This window comes from Clostridium gasigenes, assembly GCF_900104115.1.
Classification (GTDB): Bacteria; Bacillota; Clostridia; order Clostridiales; family Clostridiaceae; genus Clostridium; species Clostridium gasigenes.
In genome coordinates this window covers 199,466-225,346 of record NZ_FNJM01000005.1, presented here as the reverse complement: position 1 = coordinate 225,346, position 25,881 = coordinate 199,466, and the positions used below count along the sequence as shown (strand labels likewise).

The 25,881-nt window shown below is 29.3% G+C and carries 18 protein-coding genes and 1 riboswitch; of the genes, 1 reads left to right on the top strand and 17 read right to left on the bottom strand.

The annotated features are described in order from the left end of the window. Window positions 1–59: 59 nt before the first annotated feature. On the bottom strand, window positions 60–1,559 hold the full coding sequence (locus BLS77_RS11015; RefSeq protein ID WP_089969522.1) for an ABC transporter substrate-binding protein: 1,500 nt from the start codon (window positions 1,557–1,559) through the stop codon (window positions 60–62). A gap of 167 nt (window positions 1,560–1,726) precedes the next feature. On the opposite strand from BLS77_RS11015, the gene BLS77_RS11010 reads away from it, so the two are divergent. Continuing rightward, the gene (locus BLS77_RS11010) at window positions 1,727–2,029 is read left to right on the top strand and encodes a hypothetical protein (RefSeq protein WP_089969520.1); all 303 of its coding nucleotides are present in this window, start codon (window positions 1,727–1,729) and stop codon (window positions 2,027–2,029) included. A 64-nt stretch (window positions 2,030–2,093) separates the two neighbouring features. Here BLS77_RS11010 and BLS77_RS11005 read toward each other — a convergent pair whose 3' ends face one another. The 16 genes from BLS77_RS11005 to BLS77_RS10930 form a co-directional block, all read right to left on the bottom strand. After that, window positions 2,094–2,381, bottom strand: coding sequence for a hypothetical protein (locus tag BLS77_RS11005; RefSeq protein WP_175490836.1), 288 nt, complete (start codon window positions 2,379–2,381; stop codon window positions 2,094–2,096). A gap of 5 nt (window positions 2,382–2,386) precedes the next feature. Beyond that, complete coding sequence (ligA, locus tag BLS77_RS11000; RefSeq protein ID WP_089969517.1) at window positions 2,387–4,378, bottom strand: NAD-dependent DNA ligase LigA; 1,992 nt, start codon at window positions 4,376–4,378, stop codon at window positions 2,387–2,389. 73 nt (window positions 4,379–4,451) lie between these two features. Continuing rightward, complete coding sequence (gene pcrA / locus BLS77_RS10995) at window positions 4,452–6,716, bottom strand: DNA helicase PcrA (protein ID WP_089969515.1); 2,265 nt, start codon at window positions 6,714–6,716, stop codon at window positions 4,452–4,454. A 592-nt stretch (window positions 6,717–7,308) separates the two neighbouring features. Then, a complete protein-coding gene (locus BLS77_RS10990; RefSeq protein ID WP_089969513.1) occupies window positions 7,309–8,025 on the bottom strand; it encodes a pseudouridine synthase in 717 nt (238 codons plus the stop codon). Window positions 8,026–8,247: 222 nt separating this feature from the next. Continuing rightward, window positions 8,248–8,985 carry a lytic transglycosylase domain-containing protein gene (locus BLS77_RS10985; protein ID WP_089969510.1) on the bottom strand — a complete coding sequence of 246 codons (738 nt, stop codon included), beginning with the start codon at window positions 8,983–8,985 and terminating at the stop codon, window positions 8,248–8,250. A gap of 161 nt (window positions 8,986–9,146) precedes the next feature. Next, the gene (locus tag BLS77_RS10980) at window positions 9,147–11,174 is read right to left on the bottom strand and encodes a triple tyrosine motif-containing protein (RefSeq protein ID WP_089969507.1); all 2,028 of its coding nucleotides are present in this window, start codon (window positions 11,172–11,174) and stop codon (window positions 9,147–9,149) included. Between the two features lie 204 nt (window positions 11,175–11,378). Then, complete coding sequence (locus tag BLS77_RS10975) at window positions 11,379–11,822, bottom strand: YaiI/YqxD family protein (protein WP_089969504.1); 444 nt, start codon at window positions 11,820–11,822, stop codon at window positions 11,379–11,381. Further along, the gene (locus tag BLS77_RS10970; RefSeq protein ID WP_089969501.1) at window positions 11,823–13,175 is read right to left on the bottom strand and encodes a glucose-6-phosphate isomerase; all 1,353 of its coding nucleotides are present in this window, start codon (window positions 13,173–13,175) and stop codon (window positions 11,823–11,825) included. 278 nt (window positions 13,176–13,453) lie between these two features. Continuing rightward, entirely contained in the window at window positions 13,454–14,986 is a 1,533-nt protein-coding gene (gene guaA / locus BLS77_RS10965; RefSeq protein ID WP_089969498.1) for a glutamine-hydrolyzing GMP synthase, read from the bottom strand. A gap of 135 nt (window positions 14,987–15,121) precedes the next feature. Further along, window positions 15,122–16,573: an IMP dehydrogenase gene (gene guaB, locus BLS77_RS10960; RefSeq protein ID WP_089969496.1), complete on the bottom strand. Its 1,452-nt coding sequence runs from the start codon at window positions 16,571–16,573 to the stop codon at window positions 15,122–15,124. A gap of 175 nt (window positions 16,574–16,748) precedes the next feature. Continuing rightward, window positions 16,749–16,846, bottom strand: a riboswitch (purine riboswitch). 155 nt (window positions 16,847–17,001) lie between these two features. Further along, window positions 17,002–20,421 (bottom strand): vWA domain-containing protein, encoded by a 3,420-nt coding sequence (locus tag BLS77_RS10955; RefSeq protein ID WP_089969492.1) that lies wholly within the window; start codon window positions 20,419–20,421, stop codon window positions 17,002–17,004. Between the two features lie 49 nt (window positions 20,422–20,470). Further along, entirely contained in the window at window positions 20,471–21,061 is a 591-nt protein-coding gene (locus BLS77_RS10950) for a PilW family protein (protein WP_089969488.1), read from the bottom strand. 13 nt (window positions 21,062–21,074) lie between these two features. Then, on the bottom strand, window positions 21,075–23,162 hold the full coding sequence (locus BLS77_RS10945) for a hypothetical protein (protein WP_089969485.1): 2,088 nt from the start codon (window positions 23,160–23,162) through the stop codon (window positions 21,075–21,077). 33 nt (window positions 23,163–23,195) lie between these two features. After that, complete coding sequence (locus BLS77_RS10940; protein WP_089969482.1) at window positions 23,196–24,059, bottom strand: type IV pilus modification PilV family protein; 864 nt, start codon at window positions 24,057–24,059, stop codon at window positions 23,196–23,198. Window positions 24,060–24,068: 9 nt separating this feature from the next. Then, window positions 24,069–25,322, bottom strand: a complete 1,254-nt coding sequence (locus BLS77_RS10935) for a hypothetical protein (RefSeq protein ID WP_089969479.1) — start codon at window positions 25,320–25,322, stop codon at window positions 24,069–24,071. A gap of 1 nt (window position 25,323) precedes the next feature. Then, window positions 25,324–25,872, bottom strand: a complete 549-nt coding sequence (locus BLS77_RS10930) for a PilN domain-containing protein (RefSeq protein ID WP_089969475.1) — start codon at window positions 25,870–25,872, stop codon at window positions 25,324–25,326. Between the last annotated feature and the right edge of the window lie 9 nt (window positions 25,873–25,881).

Sequence of the window (25,881 nt, the reverse complement as noted above, 5' to 3'; positions counted from 1 at the left end):
CAACATTTTTTTTAATAAGTATAATCATTTTTATATTTTCTAAAAAATATTTGCCTATATTATTTCTCTAGTCTATCAAAATATATATTCCCATTTCCATCCAAAGCTACATTTTTTATCTTTTCACTTATAGCTATGTTTTCATTATAAAATAATAATGGCAATACTGAATATGTATTAAACAGGTTCTCTTCCATACTTGTAAACATAGTATTCTTCTCTTCTTCTTTTTTAACATCTTCTAAATTTTTGCTATAATCCTTTGGTAAAAAGTTTATTACCTTATCATATAATATTTTTTTATTATTTAAGGATGCTTCACATTGTATTAATGCAACATTATAATAATTCTCATTATGCAAATTACCTAGTTCAGACTTATTTATTAACTTATAAGTTAATGAAATTTCAGAGTTATCTATAAACCACTGAGTTAAAAAGTTACATAGCTCCTTGTTCCCAGCACTTTCTTCTGCAATTAACACAATTTCTTCAACTTTTTTCCATTTTGTTTCTGTATTGCTCATTACCTTTCTTGCCTGCAACTTTGCAAGGTCATCTTTATCATCCCTAAAATAACTTCCTTCTGCGAGTTCTAATAAAATGTTATTTTGAAGTTGATATTCTCCTATTGCTTTATTTATCAATGAGTATATTTCCTTTTTCCCCTCCATTGGCAATGAACTTCCGTTAGGGTTAAAGGCTAAATACATTGCTAAATCCGAATTTGTAGTTACTAATCTACCCTCCTCCTCTAACCTTGTCAGCTGGCTTTTAGGAGGCCCTACTACTATATCTCTATTTCCAACCTCAAAAGCAGCCATAGCAAGTTCTTCGCCTTCATCCTCTATTATATGTATAGCCTCTACTATATTTAAATCTGCTTTACTATTTCTTGTTAAAACTATTTCGCTCATGTCCATTGAATTTATACTATACTCCCCTGAATATACAACGTTTTTAAAATTCTCACTAATATCTTCCCACAAAACAAGATCTTTTCTTACTCTGTATTGAGGTTTACTTAATTCATTTAAAAAGTTTGTGTTCTTGCTATTAAGTCTTATAGTAATTCTATCTTCAGCTGTTTGTATCCCTACATCTTTAGTAAATATTCCTTCTCCACTTCTAAAAGTTTTTGCCCCATAAACATCTAATAAAGCTGTGATATTTTCTTCCTTCTCTTCTGCTAATACTTCTCTAAAAAAATTAGCTATATCTTTTGCGGTTATTTTTTCTCCATTGCTCCAATAAATATTATCTCTTATTTTAAAATCATATTCTATTCCATCTTCTTTTACATCAACACTTTCAGCTAATGAAGGTACTATTTTACTATCTTTATCAAGTTCTACTAGCCCTCTACTAGTAGCACATACTATATCTTGTTCTCTCTTATTTAAAGAACCTACTGCTTTCAGTTCTCTAGGAATTGTAGTTATTGAATATGTAAATACTTCTTTGTTTTGGGTTGGAACTTCATTCGCTATATCAACAAAGCCTAATAAGAATATTACTACTAATATACCTGATAACACTGCAATTAATATTTTTTTCATATACTCTCTCCTTTGCTTTTATCCTCTTAATTATATCCATCAAACTTTTTAACTAATCACTTTATTCTTAATTAAGTTTATTAATTTTTCTAAATAGTTTTTACTTTTTATTTATAACAACTATTTATATGATATAATTACCCTATATTTACATTGGAGGTTATATCATGGTATTGGCAGTTCAAGTTTTTCAAATTATATTCTATTCAATAGCAATAATTTTTATGGGAACTCTTATTTTTGTAAGCATATGGGGATTCATAACTTTTAATAAAATGTATAAAAACCAAAGAATACAAAATCTTTTACTTGATAAAATTTATCAAAGTATTTCACAATTAAATTTTAAATATACATCTTCACATAAAAGTACAGAAGATGCATTTGACGTAGATGATCTTATTAACGAAGATGAACTTTTTAATAATCACTCATCTGATGATGAATCAGATGATATTATCTCTTTTTAATTATAAAATGACCAACTAAAAAGGCTCCATGTTTATAACATGGAGCCTTTCTTAGTTAAATATTTTAATTAACTAAATTGATAATAAAAAATATTAATGAAACAGATATTGTAATACAAATAAGAAAGTATATATATCTCTCTTTACCTTTATGATATAAAAGAAACCTGATTCCCCAAAGTATCATAGTTATACATACTCCCATTTGTAACATATAATACGAATTAAATATTTGTCCTACATAAAAAAATTGATATGTAGTCAAAAAAGTACATATTATTATAACGCTAGTTATCATTGCTGCTGTCATACATATGGCTGTCACTATATCTTTTGATTTTAACTCTCCCATAATTTTTATCCCCTTACTATAGTTTCGAACTCCTCTTCTGTTAAAACTCTAACACCAAGATCATTTGCCTTTATCAATTTAGAGCCCGCTTCTTCTCCAGCTACCACATAATCTGTTTTCTTACTTACACTTCCAGATACTTTAGCTCCTAACATCTCAAGCTTACTCTTTATTTCTCCTCTTGAATAGCTCTTAAGAGTACCTGTTACTACTACTGTTTTCCCTTCAAATGGACTTGAAATTATCTTTTTTTCTTCATACTTTGGATTCACTCCTAATGATAATAGCTCATCAATAGTATTAACTACCTTTTCCTCTTTTAAAAATTCAATTACACCTTTTGCAACTATATCTCCAACTTCTGGAACAGCTACCAATTCATCAAATGTAGCATTTTTCAATCCCTCTAGGGATTTAAATGTATTAACTAAATCTTTAGCTGTTTTAACACCTACATTTGGAATACCAAGTGCATAAATAAATCTATACAACTCACATTCTTTACTTTTTTCAACTGCCTCTAAAATATTCTTAGCCTTTTTTTCTTTAAATTTTTCTAATTGCAATAAATCTTCGGTTTGCAACCTATATAAATTTGAAATAGATTTTATATCAAGTTTTTCAAAAAGTTGTTCTGCTGTTTTTTCTGAAAACCCTACTATATTCATAGCTTCTCTTGATGCGAAATGTACTATACTTTTAACCATTTGCGGCTTACAAGATAATGTGTTTTCGCAAAAATAATGAACTCCATCTTGAACAACATGACTTCCACAAGCAGGACAAATTTTAGGGACATTTATTTCAACTGTATCTTCTAAACTATCTTTAACTACTCCCATTATTTCAGGAATAACATCGTTAGATCTACGTATATGAACCTCTGCGCCAATCCTTACTCCCTTTCTTCTAATATCATCAATATTATTCAAAGTTGCACGCCTCACCGTTACTCCTGCAAGCTCAACAGGTTCTAGTATTGCTGTTGGTCCAACTCTACCGCTTCTACCAACATTCCACTCTACGTCTAAAAGCGTAGTTGTAGCTTCTTGAGCTTCAAACTTAAAGGCAATTGCCCATTTAGGGAACTTAACTGTGTATCCTAAAAGTTCTCTTGTTTTAATGTCATCTATAGCTATAACTACTCCATCTATATCATAATTCAAATCAAACCTTATATCATTAATATAGTTTATTTCTTTTTCTACTTCTTCTAAAGTTGTGCAATATTTTATATAGTCATCCATAGGGAATCCCTTTCGTTTAATAAATCCTAGCATTTCTTCATAAGTTTTAAATGCATTACCTTCTTTGTATCCTACATCATAAAAAAATGCTGATAGATTTCTCTTTGCAGTTTCTTTTAAATTAAGATTTCTTAAAGCTCCTGCCGCACCATTTCTTAGATTTTTAAGAGGTGATTCCGATGATTTATTATAATTTTCAAAGGCTTCTGTTGTCATAATAGCTTCACCATGAATCTCAAATAAATCTCCACTTGCTATTTTAAGGGGTATTGCTTTTATGGTTTGTACTTGTGCTGTAACATTTTCTCCAGTTTCACCATTCCCTCTAGTTGCTGCTGTAACTAGAATTCCATTCTCATCATATGTAAGATTTACCGTAAGCCCATCAAATTTTTTAGTTAAAACATATTTCAAAGATGGAAGTTCTTCTCCTCTTAAATTCATTTCATTAACAAATTTGATATTCCTATTATGCCAATCTTCTATTTCCTGTATTGTTTGTGCTTTATCCAAACTCCAAAGCCTAGCTTTATGAGTATATTTATTAAAACCTTCTAAAATCCTATCACCAACTCTTAATGTTGGTGAGTACGGAAGTACATATTCATTTTCTTTTTCTAAAGCTTTAAGTTCATCATATTTTTCATCATATTCTTTATCTGTTACTGTAGGATTATCTAAAGAATAATATTCATATGCATATTTATTTAATTCTTCCACTAGAAGTTCTATCTTCGCTTTCTCATCCACTAAAATCCACCCCTATATAATTAAAGCCCTCCTTTACGGAGGACTCTCATTATTTATATTCTTTTTAAGGTACCTAAATCAATTCTAAGTTTGCTAAAGATAATAACAATATTTTTACCCCTTGTCTATCAAAGGCTATTGTTAATTTTTTATCTCTACTAACATCTTCGATTGATACTATAGTTCCAATACCAAATCTTTCATGGCTAACTTTTCTACCAATAGTGGTTTCTTCTTTAGTTAACATATTTTCATTTTCAGCTACTGCTGCTTCATCTTCTATAACATCTTGAGGATTTGCTGATGCATAAGTTCTGTTATCTCCAAAGTTTTTTCTTAAACTATGTGGATTGTATGCAGGAGCGCTTGGTTTAAACACCTTAGCTCTTGAAGGTGTACCTGCCGCTTTTCCGTTTATATATTCCTTTAAATCAGTTTTTATTTCAGCAATAAAATCAGATTGAGGATATGCTACAGTTCTCCCAAATACTCTTCTTACTTCAGCTGATGTAATATATAAAGTTTCCTTTGCCCTTGTTACTGCAACATAACAAAGCCTTCTTGACTCTTCCATTTCTGATTGTTTTTCAAAAGATGAGTTTCCTGGGAATATACCATTCTCCATTCCAACTAAGAATACTACTGGGAACTCAAGCCCCTTAGCACTATGCACAGTCATTAAGACTATACCATCATCTTCATCACCCATTTTATCAGTATCTTGAACTAATGATATTTTTTCTAAATATGCACTTAAGCTCTTATCTTCACTATTTTTTTCAAAATCCACAGCATCAGACACTAATTCTTTAAGATTTTCTATTCTACTCTTATCTTCAATTTCTTTTGATTTTTCAAGTTCCTCTATATATCCAGTTTCTTTTAATATAGTTTCAATTAATAATGAAGGAGGTACAGTCTCATTTAAAACCATGAAATTATCCATAAGCTCCATGAACTTTCCTATTCCGCCTGAGTTTCTAGCTGTTAAAGTAGGTATGTTACCAGCTTCCGACAGCGCATCCCACAATGCAACTTCATAACCTTGAGCAAAATCTGCTACTTTTTGAATTGTTGCATCACCTATTCCTCTTTTAGGAACATTTATAATTCTCTTTAAACTTATGCTATCTTCTGGATTAACCATAACCTTAAGATATGCTACCATATCCTTAATTTCTTTTCTGTCGTAGAATCTTGTTCCACCAACAATTTTATAAGGAATATCTTTTCTTCTTAAACATTCTTCAAATATACGTGATTGTGCATTTGTTCTATAAAGAATAGCAAAATCTTTATAATCTCTATCTTCTGCTTCTTTTATTTCTTTTATGTTAGTCGCTACAAAGTCACCTTCATCACTATCTGAATATGCTCTGTAAACTTTTATCTTATCTCCTGCTTCTTGCTCTGTTCTAAGTTCTTTACCCTTTCTGTTAGAGTTATTTACTATAAGAACATTAGCCGCTTCAAGTATATTTCCCTTTGAACGATAATTTTGCTCAAGTTTTATAACTTTAGCCTCTGGATAATCTTTTTCAAAGTCTAAAATATTTCTAATATCTGCGCCTCTCCATTGATATATACATTGGTCATCATCTCCAACCACGCATATATTTTTATGCTTAGCTGATAATAATTTTATGAACTCATATTGAACTCCATTAGTATCTTGATATTCATCTACCATAATATATTGGAACTTTCTTTGGTAAAACTCTAATGTTTCTTCATCTTTTTTAAATATCTCAACAGTTTTACCTATTAAATCATCAAAATCTAAAGCATTATTTTCTTTAAGTCTTTTTTGATACATAGCGTAAACATCTGCAATTTTCTTTTCTCTAAAATTATCTTCATGTTCTCTCATAAAGCTTTCTGGGCTTTGCATGCTATCTTTAGCTCTACTTATTTTTCCTATTATCTCTTGTTCTGTTAGATCTTTATCATTTATACCAATAGCCTTCATACATTCTTTTACAAGTACTTTTTGGTCAGAACTATCATATATGCTAAAGCTCTTTTTATAGCCTATTTTCTCTATTTCTCTTCTTAGTATTCTTACACAAGTTGAGTGGAAAGTTGAGATCCACATATCATCAGCTTTCTCGCCTATTATTCTTTTAACTCTTTCCTGCATTTCTTTTGATGCTTTATTAGTAAAAGTAATAGCTAATATTTTATATGGTGCTATACCTAAATCCTCTATCATATGTGCCATTCTATATGTCAGTACTCTTGTTTTACCAGTCCCTGCCCCTGCTAAAATTAGCACTTGGCCTTCTATAGTTGTGGCACCTTCATACTGCTCTTTGTTAAGTAATGTCTTTAAATCCATAAAAACACCCTCCTTTCTACTACTAACTTATATTATACCATACATATCTTTTATATTGTTGCCAAAAAAGTATTAAAATAAAAGAAGTAAACCATTAAATTTACTTCTTTTTAAAAATAAATACAATATTTAATTTCTTAACATTCAATTTTATACTTAAAAGACTTTTTTCCTGCACTATTTTTTTCCTAAGAATATTTTCTTTCATTATTCAGAGTATAATATTTCATTTTTAGTGCCAATGTGACTTTTCTAAAATAACTCTTATTCTATATATATTTTTTTACTTAAATTTGTCACAATAATTATTAAATAAAAATATCTAATTTAAATGCTTTTATTTAAATTAGATATTTTTATTTAAATTAGCCAATGTTAAAGATTACATTTTTACGCAAAAAAACGCAACCCTTGGGGCCAGGTTGCGTTTTAGCAATAAGCAATAAATAAAAAGGGGGCTATTTATATCCTTTTATTTATCCTTGCCCAAATATTATATTTCATACATTTAAAAAATGCAAGATATTTAATTAATTTCATTATAATTTTATGCATAAATGAATGTTTTCAACTCATTTATTTTTAACGTTCGTTAGAAGTTCTTTAAAATAGCTAATTCTTCATCTGTCAGCTCTCTATATTCGCCTTCTACAAGTGTTTCATCTAACTTTATTGTTCCAAATTCTATTCTTTTAAGATATGTAACTTCTTTCCCTACAGCTTGGAACATCCTTTTAACTTGATGAAACTTACCTTCTTGTATTGTAACTAGTATATCTGATTCTTCTTCTGACGCTGATAGTATTTCAAGTTTGGCTTCTTTACATAAATACTCATCATCTAGTGTTATTCCATTTTTGAAAGCTACTATATCGCTTTCTGTAACTTCTTTATTAATTTTAGCACTATATACCTTATCTACATGCCATTTAGGTGCTATTAATCTATGGTTTAATTCACCATCATTAGTTAAGAATAATAATCCTACTGTATCCTTATCTAATCTTCCCACTGGGAATGGATCGAAAATTTGATGGTTCATTTCTAATAAATCAATTACTGTTTCATCTCTATTATCACGAGTAGCCGAAATAACTCCATTTGGCTTGTTCATCATTAAGTATATAAATTTTCTATAAAATATTTGTTCTTCACCAAAAAATATTTCATCACTTTCAGGTTCAACCTTAGCTCCACTATCTTTGATTACTACTCCATTAACTTTAACTAAGCCCTTTCTGCAAATACCTTTAAGCTCTTTTCTTGTTCCATAACCTAAGTTAGATAATACTTTATCTAATCTTTCCATTAAAACACCTCTTCCTTTCCTATCGACATCTATGTTTATTTTTTTCAATTAACATCTATTCTATTATTAAAAGTTTAAAAGCACAATATAAATTTTACTTATTGACTAGGATGTTTGACTTATTAGTTTCTTTCCAATCCCTTTTAGTCTAATTAATCTACTACATAACAAAAGGAACATCCTAATCAGGAAGTTCCTTACGCTTCTTTCTTTTAATATGACTTAAGCACTAATTCCATTTTTATAATAATTCATAACCTTTGGAACATAATTTTGAGTTTCTGAAGGCATTTTATAAAGATCATTTGATGACTTAACACCCCGTCTCTCCATTGTTCCCTGGCCCCCATTATATGCCATAAGAGCCATTTCTACATTACCATTAAACATATTTAAATATTCTTTTATATGTTTAACTCCCCCTTCTACATTTTGTTCAATATTAAGAGGATCTGTTATTCCATACGCTTCACAATTAAAATCCATAAGTTGCATAACACCCATTGCACCTGATCCTGAAACAGCATTCGCATCAAAATTAGATTCTTGTTTTATAATTCCTAAAACTAAGTTTTTATCTATTCCATATTGAGTTGCATATTTATCTACAGCTGTATATATTCTGCTTTTATCACTATCTACTTCATTCACATCTACTTTCAACCCTTTATTAACAGTTGAATTTTGATTTTCTTTACCTTCTGTGCTATTGTATATACCGTCTACTGATTCCGTCCTAACTTTCATAGGCAAATTATCTAATTTTTGCCCTACAGCAGTTGGCAAATAATTAGATTCTTCATCTTTATTTGTATTCACTAAAGCAGTTTCTTTATTCTTTGAATTTTGAATTAAAGCCTCATAAACGATATCAAACTCAGGAGAATCTCCCATAGTCTTTTTCAAAGCATCCTTAGCTATAGTTGTTCCCATAAACTCTTCTATATTTGTAATTTTCATTTTATGCCCTCCATAATTTAAGCCTAGTCCATAGTATATATATCGTTTATTCTTTCTTATTCTTAAGCGAAAAAAGAGAATCCCCTTGAATTTCTCTTTTCCCACCTACCTAAGGAATATTAATTTATTATCATTTAATACGTCTAAGGTCTCTACCTAAGTTAACACACTTTAAAGCTCACTTTATCATAATCTTCATAATTAACCTTTTTATAATAACTTTTACTTAATACTAAAACCCTATATTCTCCAGGTGAGAAAGGTAAAAATGTATAATAATTTTTTCTACTATATTCTTGAGCTCTCACCCATTGACCCTTTTCCATAATATAAAATTCATAACAAACTTCTTTTCCACCTATGCTACTCACTTGGAATGTTACTTCTTCATTAACTTTTATATTATCCTTTAACGCTTCAATTTTTGTAGAATTTATAGGTACTGCTTCGTGAACATAAATACTTATTTCTTTTTTATTATCATATCCATCTTCACATTTTATATTTTTAGCAAATATTTCAAAAGTATATTTTCCTGGACATTTTGGTTTTATTTTTAATTTCCTCGCATTAATATAGCCAGTATCTTCAACTTCATGACCATTAATTTTAGTAACATATTTAAGCTTTACACTTCTTGTATTTTGAACTATAGCTTCAATATCTATTGTATCCAAAACTAAGTAAGTTTCCTTAGACTCCACTAATATATAATCAATTTCTGCTGGTATATACTCCTTAACCTTTAAATATACAAAGCTATGACTATCATATTCCTTTAAAGAATATTTATCTAAAACTCTTACTTCAACTTCATATTCACCCTTTTCTTCTGGGGTGAAGTTTACCCAATTACTAGTTCCATACTCCACCCTCTCCATTTCTTTTCCATCTTTAAATACTATGAATGAATATTTTAATACAGTTCCACCTTCAGCCTTAATCTTAATATTTACAGGTTGTAAAATAACAGAATTTTTATTTTTACTAGTTATTATATCTACTATTTTTACTGGTTTCTCACTTTTTTTATCTATTTCAAAGTCTAAAATTTTTATATCCTCATAATCTTCTTCATAAGATATATCCTTAACTTTAACAATAATTTTATATTCACCTTCAGCTTTGCTAACCCAAAGCAAGGTATTATCTCTTATATAACCTGTATCTTCAGCATTTGGTCCTTCTATTATATATCTATAAAGAAGTTCCCGTCCCCCTTTTGCATCAACTTTGAACATCACTTCTGTTCCACATACTTGTGGAGAATTTAAATTACTAGAAAAATTCTTTATATATACTTCTTCATAAGGTTTAACTTCATAAGTAATTATAGCTCTATCATCAAACTCTTTATTCGAAAACATATCGCGAGTTAAACATAAAAGTCTATATTCTCCCCATTCTTTTTCCTTAAATGAAATAATTGTTCTTGATGAATATTCTTGAATACAAGTTGTTTTTCCATCTTTATCTATTTTTAAAAATTTATATAATAAATTTCTATTACTATCACAATTTGTTATAACTTTAAATATTAACTCTTCATTCACAAGTATACTTTCAGTTAAACACTCAAAATCTATAATTTCTATTTTTTTCCCCTCAACAACTTTAAACCTAATAGTTGTAAATTCGTCTACATTGTTTTCCGATTCTGGCATTTTACTCTCTATTAATATTTCAACAGTGCCAACTTCACTAGCTGTATATACTAATTTATTTTCTCTGCTGTAATCACGGAGTGCTTCCCATCCTTGTTTTCCCTTTATCCAAAATCTATATAGAGCTAATTCGTAATTGCCCTTTACTGCAACACGAATCTTTTCTCCAATATTAAACGATGTCTTATCTAAACTAATATCTTCTATAATTTTAGTTTTCATATTTTTTTCTTCCTCTTCATTTTTTACTATAAATTCAACTTTTCCTAAATGATCAAAAGGTTTACTAGATTTTTCATTTTTAGCTTGTACCATAATTATATGTTTACCTTTTGTCTGCGGTTTCCACAAACAAATATTTTTACTTGAAAAATCTTGTATTGGATTCCATATTCCATCTGTACCTTCAATAAACTTATATTGCAACCCAATTCCCTGATCTTCCCCTACAATTGCCTTTATATTTATTTCCTCTTCTATACACCCTTCATAATTCTTATCAAATGTTATTAAAACCTCGCTCATAAATGCCCACCCCTCTGTACTAAGTCATCCTCAAAAGCAACACTTCATTATACCTATATATTTCTTTTCAGATGCCTAACACAATTACATACTTATTTAACATAATATTGTAATTATATTATACATTTTAAATTTTAAAATATATACTGAATTTTGTCGGCTAAATAAAAAAATAAGAGCAAACTATAGCTTTATTTCTACAGTTTACTCTTTTATATTACATTCTACAACTCTTTTTAAACTCTTCTCAAGCCTTAAATCATCTTCTGCGGTCCTCTTTTTTGCATTTTGAGTTCTTCCACCACCACGTCTAATTTTTTGTGATAAATGTCTCTCTTCTAGCATCTTATCTATGTTGTCATTAGTATACAGATATCCCTTTGGATTAATTACATTTGCTTTTTTACCTAAACATATGGCTGCAACTCCATAGTCTTGGCTTATTACAACATCATTCGACTTGCAAAGATTTACTACATACATATCCACACTTTGAAAACCACTTTCTACAACCTTAACTTCCCCATATTCTAAGTTAATAATATGATGTATATCACAATATACAATTAATTCTAAATTATTTTCTTTTGCTATTCTTTGAATGATGGAGATGCCCGGACAGGCATCTCCATCTACTATAATTTTCACTTACTTAAGTCTTCCTTCAAGTTCTGCTTTTAACTCTTCATATCCTGGTTTTCCAAGTAAAGCAAACATATTCTTTTTGTACATTTCAACTCCTGGTTGATCAAATGGATTAACTCCTAGTAAGTATCCACTCATTGCACATGCTTTTTCAAAGAAGTAAACCATATATCCAAAGTAATATGGGCTTATTTCCGGAACATTTAGTATCATATTAGGTACTCCACCATCATTATGAGCTAATAAAGTTCCTTTGAATGCTTGCTTATTAACAAAATCCATAGTTTTTCCAGCTAAGAAGTTTAATCCATCAGTATCTCCTGGAGTTGTTCCTATAACAACTTCTTTTTTAGCCTTTCCTATGTTTATAACAGTTTCGAATAAGTTTCTTGAACCATCTTGGATAAATTGTCCCATTGAGTGTAAATCAGTTGAAAAGTCCACTGCTGCTGGGAATATTCCCTTTTGATCTTTACCTTCTGATTCTCCGTATAATTGTTTCCACCATTCATTAAAGAAATGAACTGAAGGTTCATAGTTTACTAAAACTTCAATTTTTTTACCTTTATTATATAAAACATTTCTCATTGCAGCATATTTATAACAATCATTTTCTTTTAATGAAGGTTTTGAATATTCTTCTCTTGCATCTGCTGCTCCACTCATCATTTCATCTATGTTAATTCCAGCTACTGCTATTGGTAATAAACCAACCGCTGTTAACACTGAGAATCTTCCACCAACATCATCAGGAATTCCAAAAGTTTCATATCCTGTTTCATTACATAATGATTTTAATGCGCCTCTGCTGTTATCAGTTGTTGCAAATATTCTTGTCTTCGCTCCATCAACACCATATTTCTTTTCCATGTAGTCTTTAAATATTCTAAATGCTATTGCAGGTTCTGTAGTTGTACCTGACTTTGATATAACATTAACACTAATGTCCATGCCTTCTATAGCTTCTAACAAATCAGTAATATATGTTGAACTTATGTTATTTCCTACAAAGAATACCTTTGGAGTTTTTCTGTGCTTACTTCCTAATGAATTATAGAAATTGTTAGTTAACATTTCTATAGCAGCTCTTGCCCCAAGGTAAGATCCACCAATTCCTATAACTATTAACACTTCTGAATTTTTTTTAATTCTTTCAGCAGCATTTTTTATTCTGTCAAATTCATTTTTATCATAATTAACAGGTAGATCAAGCCACCCTAAAAATTCATTTCCTGCTCCAGTTTTATTGTGTAAAACTTCATGAGTAGCATTAACCATCGCTTCCATATAATTTAATTCAGTTTCTTGTGCATAGGGTGCTACCTTAGATAAATCTAATACTAAACCTTTCTTCATAACTATACCTCCGTCTATTATTGAATTTCTTTTACTCAATAATTATTATATCACAATTCTTAGCTTCACCATAATAATCCATTACATATTTTGCTCTTATTTCACCCAGATTATACTATAGTTATTTGTATTTACTACTATTTAATTCATACCTGTATATTTTTTTGTTTAAAAATTATAAAATTAGTAACAAAAATATTAATAAAAAAGAGAGATTAAATATTTTATTAATCTATTTAATCTCTTCTTTTTATTTTAATATGATATTTTATTTATTTTTATTCCCATTCGATAGTTGCTGGTGGTTTAGAAGTTACGTCATAAACAATTCTGTTTACTCCTGGAACTTCATTTACTATACGACGAGATACTATGTCTAATAATTCATAAGGTAATCTTGCCCATTCTGAAGTCATCGCATCACTTGATGTTACTGCTCTTATTGCTACAGTGTGACAATATGTTCTTTCATCTCCCATTACTCCTACTGATTTTATGTTTGGAAGACAAGTGAAGTATTGCCATATGCTTTCATCAAGACCAGCTTTTGCAACTTCATCTCTGAATATTGAATCCGATTCTCTAACTATTTCTAGCTTTTCATCAGTTATTTCACCAAGAACTCTTATTGCAAGTCCAGGTCCTGGGAACGGTTGTCTCCACACTAATTTATGAGGAATTCCAAGTTCTTCTCCAACTGCTCTTACTTCATCTTTAAATAATTCTCTTAAAGGTTCTACAAGAGAGAATTTCATATCCTCTGGAAGCCCCCCAACATTATGATGTGATTTAATAGTTGCTGAAGTTTCAGTTCCACTTTCAACTACATCTGGATAAATTGTTCCTTGAACTAAGTAATCTATCTCTCCAAGCTTATTAGCTTCTTCTTCAAATACTCTTATAAACTCTTCTCCAATTATCTTTCTCTTCTTTTCAGGATCAGATACTCCGTATAATTTTCCAAGGAATCTATCTTGAACATTAACTCTTATAATGTTCATATCAAATTCTTTCTTAAATACTCTTTCAACATCATCACCTTCATTTTTTCTTAAAAGACCATGATCAACAAATATACAAGTTAAGTTATGACCTATAGCTTTATGAACTATCATAGCTGCTACTGATGAATCAACACCACCTGATAATGCGCAAAGCACTTTTTTATCTCCACAAAGTTTCTTTATTTCATCAACTTTTTCTTGTGCAAAGGAAGCCATTGTCCATGATTTTCCAAGGTTACATATATCATGTAAGAAGTTTGAAAGCATTTTTTGACCAAATGGAGTATGTTCAACTTCTGGATGGAATTGAACTCCATATAGATTTTTTTCTTCATTTTCCATTGCTGCCACTGGACATACATCTGTAAATCCTGTTATTTTGAAACCTTCTGGTGCCTTTGAAATATAATCTGTATGACTCATAAAGCAAGTTTCAGCTTTTTCTATTCCAGCAAATAATCTTGAAGAATTATCTAAGTTTACATTAGTTTTTCCATATTCTCTAACTGGAGCTGTCTCAACTTTCCCACCTAACCTATGAGCCATTAATTGATCTCCATAACATATTCCAAGTACAGGAATTCCAAGTGAGAATATTCCATCTGCTACCTTAGGTGTATTTTCGCCATAAACACTATTTGGTCCACCAGTAAATATTATACCCTTAGGATTTTTAGCTTTTATTTTATCTAAAGTCCATTTATAAGGTATTATTTCACAATAAACCCCACATTCTCTTACTCTTCTTGCTATTAATTGATTATATTGTCCACCGAAATCTACTATTAAAACTATTTCTCTTTGCATTCGTATCCTCCAAAAAAGTATTTTTTATTTCATCTTATATATTGTCTACTATTATATATGTAAGTTTTCAACCTTTAACTATGTTTAAAACTAACAATGGACAAAATTTAACCATTGTTATTTTTTATATCTTAATTAATTAACGCTATAATTTGGAGCCTCATTTGTAATATTTATATCATGTGGATGTGATTCTCTAAGTCCTGATGCTGTTTGAACAACAAAAGTAGCTGTTTCGTACAATGTTTCAAAATCCTTTGATCCAAGGTATCCCATACCTGATCTTATTCCACCAACTAGTTGGAATACAGTATCTATTACAGACCCTTTATAAGCTGTCCTTCCTTCAACACCTTCTGGTACAAGCTTTTTGTTTCCATCTTGGAAGTATCTATCTTTTGAACCACATTTCATAGCTCCAAGAGATCCCATTCCTCTATAAACTTTATAGCTTCTTCCTTGATAAATTTCCATAGCTCCTGGAGCTTCATCGCAACCTGCAAGTAATGATCCCATCATTGCAACGCATGCGCCTGCTGCTAATGCCTTAACTATATCTCCTGAATATTTAATTCCACCATCTGCAATTATTGGTGTTCCAGTTTTTCTTCCTTCTTCAACACAATCCATAACTGCTGTTAATTGAGGTACCCCAACTCCTGCAACTACTCTTGTAGTACAAATTGATCCAGGTCCTATTCCAACCTTAACACAATCTGCTCCAGCTTCAATTAAATCTCTAGTAGCTTCTGCTGTAGCTACATTTCCTGCTATAATTTGAATTTCTGGATATACTGATTTAATGCTTTTAACTGCATCTAATACGCCTCTTGAATGTCCATGAGCTGTATCTATAGTTATAACATCTACTTGAGCCTTAACTAAAGCTTCAACTCTTTCAAGCATGTCTCCAGTTACTCCAACCGCTGCCCCACATAAAAGTCTTCCTCTTTCATCCTTAGCTGCATTTGGAAATTCCTTAGTTTTTTCAATATCTTTTATAGTTATTAAACCTTTTAAGTATCCATCTTTATCTACTAAAGGTAATTTTTCAATTTTATGCTTCTTTAATATCTCTTTAGCTTCTTCTACTGAAGTATGCTCATTTCCAGTAATTAAGTTTTCCTTAGTCATAACTTCACTTATCTTTCTTTCAAAATTTGTTTCAAAAGTTACATCTCTATTTGTTAATATTCCAACTAATTTACCATCAACAGTTATCGGAACACCAGATATTCTATATTGTGACATTAAGTTTTCAGCTTCTTGAAGAGTGTTATCAGGTCCTAAGAATATCGGATCAGTTATAACTCCATTTTCTTGTCTCTTAACTCTATCTACTTCTTTAGCTTGAGCTTCTATTGACATATTTTTATGTATAATTCCAATACCGCCCTCACGCGCCATTGATATTGCCATTTTAGATTCTGTTACTGTATCCATTCCTGCACTTATAAGTGGGATGTTTAAAGTAATTTTCTTAGTTAACTTTGTTTTTAAAGTTACATCCTTAGGTAATATCTCTGACTTATTTGGAACTAATAACACGTCATCGAAAGTATAAGCTGTTTTAATAATTTTAGCCATATATGTATTTCCCCCTATTTTAGGCATCTTTAAATTTTAAAATGCCTTATTGAAATTTTTAATTCATTTTTCGATTTTTATGCAAGTTTTAATTCTTGTCTTTCCGTTTTTTGTATATAAAAAAAAGCACATTAAACCTCTAAGTGAAGTTAATATGCCTATTATCCCTATGGGTATAGCAATTAAATTCACTCATAGTCGGAAATTTAAGGTTTCCGGTAGATACGCCCTGCCATATTCAGGGGATATACAAGCAATAAAATGTGCAACTATTATTAATTTAAAATTATTATATAACTAGGGTGTATAGTTGTCAATAAGTTTGCAACTAATATTGCAATTTTTTTCAATTGGTTTTCAAATAATGTTGGAAAAAAATTAAAGGAAGACCTATTTATATAAATCTTCCTTTATTATAATATTATCTTTTAAAATAAATCTGGCAACCTATCTTTCTCATCAGTATCTGTAGTAGTTACCGTTGCATTTTTTAGGGATGATCCTACCTTAATACTGTTTATATATTCTATTTTTTTACTATTAGGTAATTTAGCTGAATATCTTATTAATATTTTAGTGCCAGTCGATATTCCTTTAGGCAATACTATTTTGTATGATTTTTCATTAGTGGTGTCAGTACCTTGTACTATCTCGCTACCTAATTCCACTAATTTACCCTCAACTAATTTATACACTTTAATATTTTTTATATTCTCATAGTTTTTATCAATATCTAGCTTTATTGTTGGAATAGTCGATTTTATTGTAAACTCAGCTCCAAAATTTACATTAGTTCCACCAGCAATAGTTACATTTTCTTCACTAATATATATTTGATTATCTTTAACCCCCTCATACAATCCGTGCTTAATTTCATAAATGCTATCACTAATATTTATTTTATGATTTGGAATCTTTTTAGAAATTTTTTCATTCTTAAAATTCGTGTACTCCATTAAATTTTCATTAGTTTCATTAAATACATAATGTTCTCCTGGCTTATTGGCTTTTATTTTAAATGTTTTTGGTATCTTCTTTGCTTCATACTGCTGATTTTTTTCATTTTTTTCATAAATTATTTCCGGAATTTTTATTGTATGTGCTTTATTATTACCTTCTCCAAAACCATCTACTTCATCAAATGCATCTCCAGTCCTAACTTTCAACTCTAAATTATTAACTCTATAGTATTTTTGTAATGACTCTTTACTATTCATTTTTTCAATTATATTGCCTATAACTTCAGTTCCACTTTTAAAAAATGTTTTGTCTGTTCCTCCCATAGAAGAATGTATCTCTTTCATTTTCTTTTCTTTATCCTTATTACCTAACCCATATCCTATAGTGAACACATTATAACCTTTATCTTTAATTACACTACCCATTTTCATATCATATTCAGTTGGTAGTTCTGACATTAATATCACTGTCTTATTTGCATTTACACTGGACTTCTCAGGATGTGTTAATATATATTCTGCTTTTTTTAACCCTTCTCCTATATTTTCACCTTTTGATGGTTCTATCCCATTAATAAATTTTTCAAACCCACCATCATCTTTATCTATCAATATTTCACTACTATTCGTTTCATATATATTAGCTCCAGAAGAATAAACTACAATTCCGATCTTAACATTATATAAAATCCCTTCTGGATGCCAACCATTCATAAATGTCTTGAGATTCTGTATAAATTTATTAGCATCAACTTTTAATTTATTCACATTTGATCCATCTAAAACTAATACAATCTCTTCGCGCTCAGATTTGCTCAACTTAAATGATTCTGGTACTATTTCATAATCTACATCAATATTTTCTCCAACTGTCGGATTTTCTGGAATAGATCTTTTGTAATTTATATTTATATTTGGATTTACACTTATACTACTAATATCATTTAACACAAATGTATATTTAGCTATATTATTTTCATAATTAACACTAACAATAGCTTCTTTTCCATTTTTAAATTCATATCCCGCTGGAATATTTGTTAATGTCATCTTATAATTACCTGTTGGTATAGTATTAAATTTTACAATACCATTAGTAATCTCATTTGATTCTCTAGTTGAAAAAGTGCTATTTGTTGATGTATCCTGTAGAGATACCTTTATTCCGCTATTAATTTTCTCCCCATTTATATCAACTATTTCAGCTAAAACGGAACCTCTTTTTATATTAATAGCAGCATCTTTACTGCCTGATATCTCAGCTGTACTACCATCTTGTTTAACTATATACGAATATTTGCCATTTATTATATGGCTAGTTGTTTCATTTGTACTTTCTGTTATATTATCTTTAATATTAAAACTATATTGTTGTGTAGGGACTCCGTCATTTATTGTCCCAAAATCTAAACCTGGCTTTCCTTCTTTTAGTTCAATAGCTATAGGTATTCCATTAGTTATATCAAATTTAGCATTATTAAAATTAAATTCATCGCCCTCTGGTTTAGTAAAACCAGCAACTACCTTTGCTGAATCACCCATTAAATATCCACTTTTTTCAGGATAAAAATCAACCTGCAATTTTTTTGAATCCTCAATAGCAAACTTTTTTATTACTATTGAATCATCTGTAATTGGTATAGATATTTTTTTCCCATCTACAGCTGTATATTCAAGTTTACTATTAGAATCAAATATATGATACTTCCCCGCTTCATTAGCTTTAATTTTAAATGTTATTATTATAGGTTTAGCAGTGTACCAATCTTCTCCGTTAATTTTAGTTAACTCATAAACTATTGGCGGTACACTTATTACATCTTTATTATTACCATTAACTTCAAACCCGTCTACAGCAGTAAGCCCGCTCCCTAAATACCCATTTACCTTAACATCGTTAATACTATACGACTTCAATAATTTATCTGCAATTTTTCCGAATATACTTTCTATAGCCCCTTCATCACTTGCAAAGAATGTATTATTAATATCACTTGGATCTTTATTAACTACACCACCCATAGAAGTATGTATTTTTTGCATCTTAATATTACTAGAACTATTAGCATAACCTAACCCATATCCAATAGAAAATATATTATGATTTTTTTTCTTAATTATATCGCCTATTGTTGTAGCATATTCTAATCCCGATTTACCTCTATATGCATAATCATCTACCCTAATATCTATCTCGTTAGAATTTTCCAAATAATTGAAACCATCTATTTTTTCATAATATTGACCTGTTTTTTTTATCGAATAACATGTTGGTTCTCCATCTGACATTAATATTAACGTCTTATCTGCATTAGGATCACCTTTTTGTAATAAGAATTCTCCCACTCTTAATCCATCGCCTGTACCCGTTTGACTATAAGGTTTTATATTATTAATAACAGCTTTTAACCTAGGGTCTCTAACATCTAATAAATATTCATTTTCATTAATACTTTTATTTTCAGTCGGATTTATTTTAGCTATATAATTGTAAACTACTATTCCAATCTTTAAATTCTCTACTGGCTTAAGTTTATCAATAAATGCATTAGCTGCAGCCTTTAAATTCCCTATTTTATTATTGTCATTCATACTCCCTGATCCATCTAAAACTAGTACAATCTCTTTTGGTTTTACTATCTTATATTGAAATGGCTGTGGTGTTACTTGATACCTAACTTCAATATCTTGACCGGTCATTGGTTCTTGTGGCTTACTTCCTAAATAGGTTACATCTATTTTTGGCTTTATCTCATCTGCACTAACAGGTTCACTTTTAGGTATAACTATTAAGCCTAAAATAAATATGCACAATAATAAACTACTACTTATCTTTAAAAAACCTTTTTTATTATAATTTTCTTTACTTCCCTTCCACTGAAATCTCATAAGGTCTTATCCCCCTCCCTATTTTTTTAAACTCTTTTTAAATTTCTACCTACTCTTTATTTCTAAACTTAGCTATTGCACGTGCAGTGTATTCAACTTTTGAATAGCCCTTTACTGTTTCTAAATCTACAGTAAACTCTAGCCCTGGCGAATCTTTAAAATTAGCTTTTTCCTTATCTAGCACACTACTACCTACCATATTAATGTCTAATGGTCTAATTTTAAATGCCTTAACATTTTTTGATAATGTTTTTATATCATTTCCATTTTTATCTTGAATTTTAAGTTCCTTATTTACCAATTTTAAATTATATAAAACATCACTACTTGATGCATCATCATATGATTTAATTTGCAAGCTAGTTATATCTAATTTACCTTCAGTATTTAATGCCTTATAATTTATGCTTTCACTTTTACTTGTATTAATTAGTACTATTTCCGTCGCCTGTGTTGAAAGTTCTATTAATTCTTTTTGAATAACTTCTGCTTCTGATTGTAATTCTAAACTCAACTCGGTAGTAGATATTGTTTTATTACTTGAGAAGAAGAATGTATAAATTACCCCTAGGGTTAATATTGTAAGTGCTAATGTTATAATTAGCTCAATTATTGTAAATCCCGTCGATTTCTTTGCCATTCTCCTCACCTCTTTACTTTACTATTTTCCAGTTACTAGTTTTTAGTAATCCTTTCAGATTATATCCGTCTGTTGTTATATCTATATTTACCTTATCTCCTATAGCTATATTAGCTTCCTGACCAATTGATGTCCCAGTCTTTAAAATATCCTTAAGAACATCATAATTAGCTGCTATAACTTTTCTTGTTATATTTGAGTCATATGTTAATTTATTATTATTATTACTAATCTCAATATTCCCCTTTGCTATTATATTGCCAGTAAAATCTACTTCACCCGTAACTATAACATCTCCATTAGTTATTATTACAGCTTTCAAAGCTTTACTACCATCAATTACAATGTATTTACTATTGTCATAAGTTTCTATATCATCTTTTCCTTTGATAACAACAGTTTTACTATAGTCATTATTTAATTTAAGTTTACCATAGGTTTCATTTATACTAGTTGTAGAAAGCGCCCTAGTAAAATCTATCTCACTTTCTACTGTTTTCGAAACTTTTCCAGCCTCATAAAGATATGTTTCATCCTTATTTGTGTTCCCCATTGAAAATACATTTTTAGCAAACTCTTTTCTTTTTTCCGTTACATTAGCAATATTAATAGCCTTATTACCCACACTGCTACTACCATCTTTATTTTTTGTAACGTATGCTCCTGTTGAGTATACATTTTCTTTATTTAAATAAACTCCACCATTTCTAAGCCTATTCTTATTTTCTTCATAATACTTTTTGAAATAACTAGCTTTAGTCTCTCCTCCATCTATAGTTTCAATTAACTGTAGTGGATTATAATATTTTAAAGTTACTTTATCTTCATATCCTGGCAATACATCAGAATATGCTATATAGTTTCCCTTTATAGCTACCGATTCACCAGTTTGATATTTATCTTCTAATGTATTTATATAAGCAACTCCCATTATATAAGTATCATTAGTAACTGTTAATGTTGATGTATCGCTAGTATCATTAACAATAATACTACTTGATTTCATTGCTTTACTTATATTTGTAAGTGAATCATCAGTTTTATCATTTATTCCATAAAAATTATTCATACTAACATTACTATTTATTGCATTTAGAGATAAATCATTATTTACTATAAGATTTCCGCCTATATTATCTTCCTTTTCTATTTGTAATTTATTATCTTTTGAACTTCCTGTTTTATCAGACTTTCCAACATAAGCGTTTAACGCATAAACATCCCCTGTTACAATAGCCTTAGATTCATTCTTTAAATGTAATGTTCTATTTGTAATTATATTTCCTTTTAAACTCAATTCACCATTTTCGACAGATATACCACCCCTATACTTATCAAAAGCATAGGCTGGATTTTCACCTAATTCACTATCTCCTTTTACCCATATATCGCCTTTTACTTCAGCCTTACCTTTTAATGTTAAATTTCCATCAGCCGTTATAACTTTTGCATCAAATACTGGATATATGTCTATTAATACACTGTCACTTGATATAGGTTCTTTATAATCAGGGATACCTACGGTGTACTTAGTTGTAAGAATTTTTTTATTTTTAATTTCTCTATCCATAGTCTCAAAAGTAGATTTAATCTTAATTATTATATTACCTTTATCCTCAGCATACTTATATTCAATTATTTCAATTTCAGATTTTTTATCAATATCCTCTTTCCAAATAAATTCATCCCCAACTGCATTTAACACCTTATACTTTCCATCTATAATTCCTTGAGCAAGTATTGCATCTGAACTATTTGCCCCATTACCCGACGCTTCTTTACCTAGAAAATTAATAAATTCAGCCTTAAAATCTATATTTATCTTTTCATATAAAGCCTTAGTCATTTCTTGACCATCATATTTTTCTTTAATCTTCTTATTAGCATAAATAATAGCTGCTTCAGAGTTTTTAAGTATTACATTCTCAACAATATCAAGACCTGAATCTGCAGCATAAAGATTTTCTAGCTTCTTACTTGCATTTGTTCTCATTTTATAATCACTTGCTGTTAATGTAAGAATTGCTGATCCAGTAGTAAATAAAATAGCCATAATTATAATAACAATAATTAAACTTGATCCTCTTCTCTTCTTCTTCATTACCTAATCACCACCCCATAAATAAATGAAATATTATTTAAAAACTATATTTTTAGTTGTTTTTCCAGTAAATAAAACATCACTATTTTTTTTGACATCAACTTGTATATTATATAAATCGCCCATTTCGCCCCTAGGAATATCTACTATATTTTCATAAACTTTAACTTTACCTTTTGTACCAGTAACATTCAGTTTATCTGTGACATCTTTTGAACTTTTTATATATACTTCTAAAACTTCCTTATTACCAGTTACATTTTTCTTTTCATTTTCTACATCTATATTTATTTCCTTATTACTAAAAGTCTTATCTAAATATATTGAAATTTTATTATTAGATACTTTAGGTTTTTCAACTACAATTTTGTTTGGAGTATTATCATTCAAAGTCATCCTTCCAGACTCATCTATCTTTAGTATTGAATCATTAGGCATTTCCTCAATTTTATTACCACATTTAACTTCAGTTTTACCTGATATAACATTTTTTGATAGCGTTAATATATAATCCATTTTGCTATCATCACTATCTGCATCACTACTAAGTTTATATTCAAAATTACTATCTTTATTCAATGTTACTTCAACATTAAAACCATCTCTAATGATGTTTCCTTTATCCTTGTACAAATTTTTGCTGTCCTCATAAATTTCACCACCATCTAGAAATTTAAATTTCCCATCTTTTATAGTAATTTCATCATAAATATTCATTTCCTCTAATATTCCCTGACCTATATATGATGCTTCTTGCTTTGCTTCTGCCTTTTCACTTGTTTTCATAGCAGTCATAACCAGACCTGATATAGGTATTATTAAAATGCTGAAAAGGGCAACACTAATGATTGCCTCTATTAATGTCATCCCTTTTTTTCTTGTATATTTATTTGTCATTTTTAGCACCTACTTTTTAGTAACATTAACTGTATTTCCTTCGCTCACTACAGAAACTCTCGGATTACTATTGTCGTCACTTTTAATAATTAGATTAACATTTTTCTTTGTGTTATTAATTACCTTTAATTTCACTGTTGAATTATCATTAGTTGAAGTTCTTGCTTCACTTGTTATTTCCATAACTATATCCTTAGAAATAGTTGTAATTTCTTTACCTACACTTGTATTACTTTTAGGATAAAAATCTTTTGTTGTTTTGTATTTATAATATATTTTTTCATTTTCTTCATTAAACTCAATCTCAACATCTTCAATTTTTGCATTATCAGAATATAAATAAGTTTCTCTTGAAGAATCTTTTGCCTTACCAATAGTTAATACAGGTAATTCTGAACTAGTTGGTCTTAACATCATAACAAAATCATTTATATCTACTTTTGTTCCTTGTTCTTCTACTGTTGAATTATAAGCTCCACTTGCAGCCCCTGTACTAAAAAGTATATCTTTTCCATGTACACTTTCCATAGTCCACTTTAAATAAGCTGCATCATCATCACCTAATTTAGGCACTGCATAGAACTCAATATTCATAGTTCCAGTAACTTGAGCTTCAGATTTTGGAGTAATTGCAACATTAGTAATTACAACTTTTCTCTTATATTCTTGAACTGATAAAATAAATTTTTTCAAAGTATCATAACTTCCTGTAAAATTAATAGCTACTTTTAATTGCTCCGCAGTTGCAACACCTGTTTGCGATTCTACTTTTTCACCACTTTTTTCATCTTTACCTGCATTTGGCGTTTCTTGTTTCTTTGCTTCTTCTTCTGATTTATAGCTACCGTTATATTCATCAGCAATTATTTTCATTGAACTTTCAGCCTTTGCCACTTCAGGCGCTACCATTGTTTCTACTGAAGCTACTTCAATTGGACTAAAAGCAATATTTCCATTTAGTCCACTATCAGTTAAAAGCTTATCTATTTCTAATATAATCTTTTCCTGTAATATAGTTGGATAAAAATCAGATGATTTTTCTAATATACTTGAATTTAGAATTTTTAAATTTTCTTTTCTGCTTTCTAATGTTTTTATAGATTGTAAAACCTCATCATGTCTAGTTTCTATTTCAACCTTCTCTTTTTTCTTTACATCAAGCTTCTTAACTTGATTAATATAAATAAATTGATAATATAATATACTAATTAAAACTGTACCTAAAATACCTAATAAATACTTTTCTTTTTTACTCATCTTCATATTATTCAACATCCTTTAAAACACATTTTATATCAAAGGTATATTTTTCTTCCCCTGATATTCCACCAATATAGACATCTTGAACATTATCTAATTGTTTTAAATTATATTCTATTTCACCTATAGCAGTTCTTTTTGTAGATTCTGCTTGTATATTAATATCTGTATTTGTGATATTAACACTATTAAAAGTTACTTCACTTGGAAGCGTTGAACTTATCTTATCTAATATATTTGTTGTTACAATTTCTCTGCTATATAAGCTCTTAGATATTGTAACTAGCTCTTTATCATAATTTTTCAATATAGATAACTTGCTATTTACTTCATCTGACTCTGTTATTTTTTCTTGTATTTCTGGCTCCTCTAGTTTAGCTTGATATTCCTTTATTTTCTTATTTGTTAAAAGTAGACTAGTACTATTCCATAACAATGATCCTATTATAAGTACCCCTAAGAAACCTAGTAAGGAGTATATATAAATATCTTGATTTTTTTTCTCTTTCTTTTTACCTTGATATTGGCTAAAGAAATTTATATCTCTTCTCATATATTTCTC

Excerpts from the sequence above, each read along its gene's own strand:
- BLS77_RS10955 (WP_089969492.1), bottom strand. The coding sequence starts at position 20,421 with ATGAGATTTCAGTGGAAGGGAAGTAAAGAAAATTATAATAAAAAAGGT.
- pcrA (WP_089969515.1), bottom strand. The coding sequence starts at position 6,716 with ATGGATTTAAAGACATTACTTAACAAAGAGCAGTATGAAGGTGCCACA.
- BLS77_RS10940 (WP_089969482.1), bottom strand. The coding sequence starts at position 24,059 with ATGACAAATAAATATACAAGAAAAAAAGGGATGACATTAATAGAGGCA.
- BLS77_RS11010 (WP_089969520.1), top strand. The coding sequence starts at position 1,727 with ATGGTATTGGCAGTTCAAGTTTTTCAAATTATATTCTATTCAATAGCA.
- BLS77_RS10980 (WP_089969507.1), bottom strand. The coding sequence starts at position 11,174 with ATGAGCGAGGTTTTAATAACATTTGATAAGAATTATGAAGGGTGTATA.
- BLS77_RS10950 (WP_089969488.1), bottom strand. The coding sequence starts at position 21,061 with ATGGCAAAGAAATCGACGGGATTTACAATAATTGAGCTAATTATAACA.
- BLS77_RS10935 (WP_089969479.1), bottom strand. The coding sequence starts at position 25,322 with ATGAAGATGAGTAAAAAAGAAAAGTATTTATTAGGTATTTTAGGTACA.
- BLS77_RS10930 (WP_089969475.1), bottom strand. The coding sequence starts at position 25,872 with ATGAGAAGAGATATAAATTTCTTTAGCCAATATCAAGGTAAAAAGAAA.
- guaA (WP_089969498.1), bottom strand. The coding sequence starts at position 14,986 with ATGCAAAGAGAAATAGTTTTAATAGTAGATTTCGGTGGACAATATAAT.
- BLS77_RS11015 (WP_089969522.1), bottom strand. The coding sequence starts at position 1,559 with ATGAAAAAAATATTAATTGCAGTGTTATCAGGTATATTAGTAGTAATA.
- BLS77_RS11005 (WP_175490836.1), bottom strand. The coding sequence starts at position 2,381 with ATGGGAGAGTTAAAATCAAAAGATATAGTGACAGCCATATGTATGACA.
- guaB (WP_089969496.1), bottom strand. The coding sequence starts at position 16,573 with ATGGCTAAAATTATTAAAACAGCTTATACTTTCGATGACGTGTTATTA.
- BLS77_RS10970 (WP_089969501.1), bottom strand. The coding sequence starts at position 13,175 with ATGAAGAAAGGTTTAGTATTAGATTTATCTAAGGTAGCACCCTATGCA.
- BLS77_RS10945 (WP_089969485.1), bottom strand. The coding sequence starts at position 23,162 with ATGAAGAAGAAGAGAAGAGGATCAAGTTTAATTATTGTTATTATAATT.
- BLS77_RS10985 (WP_089969510.1), bottom strand. The coding sequence starts at position 8,985 with ATGAAAATTACAAATATAGAAGAGTTTATGGGAACAACTATAGCTAAG.
- BLS77_RS10990 (WP_089969513.1), bottom strand. The coding sequence starts at position 8,025 with ATGGAAAGATTAGATAAAGTATTATCTAACTTAGGTTATGGAACAAGA.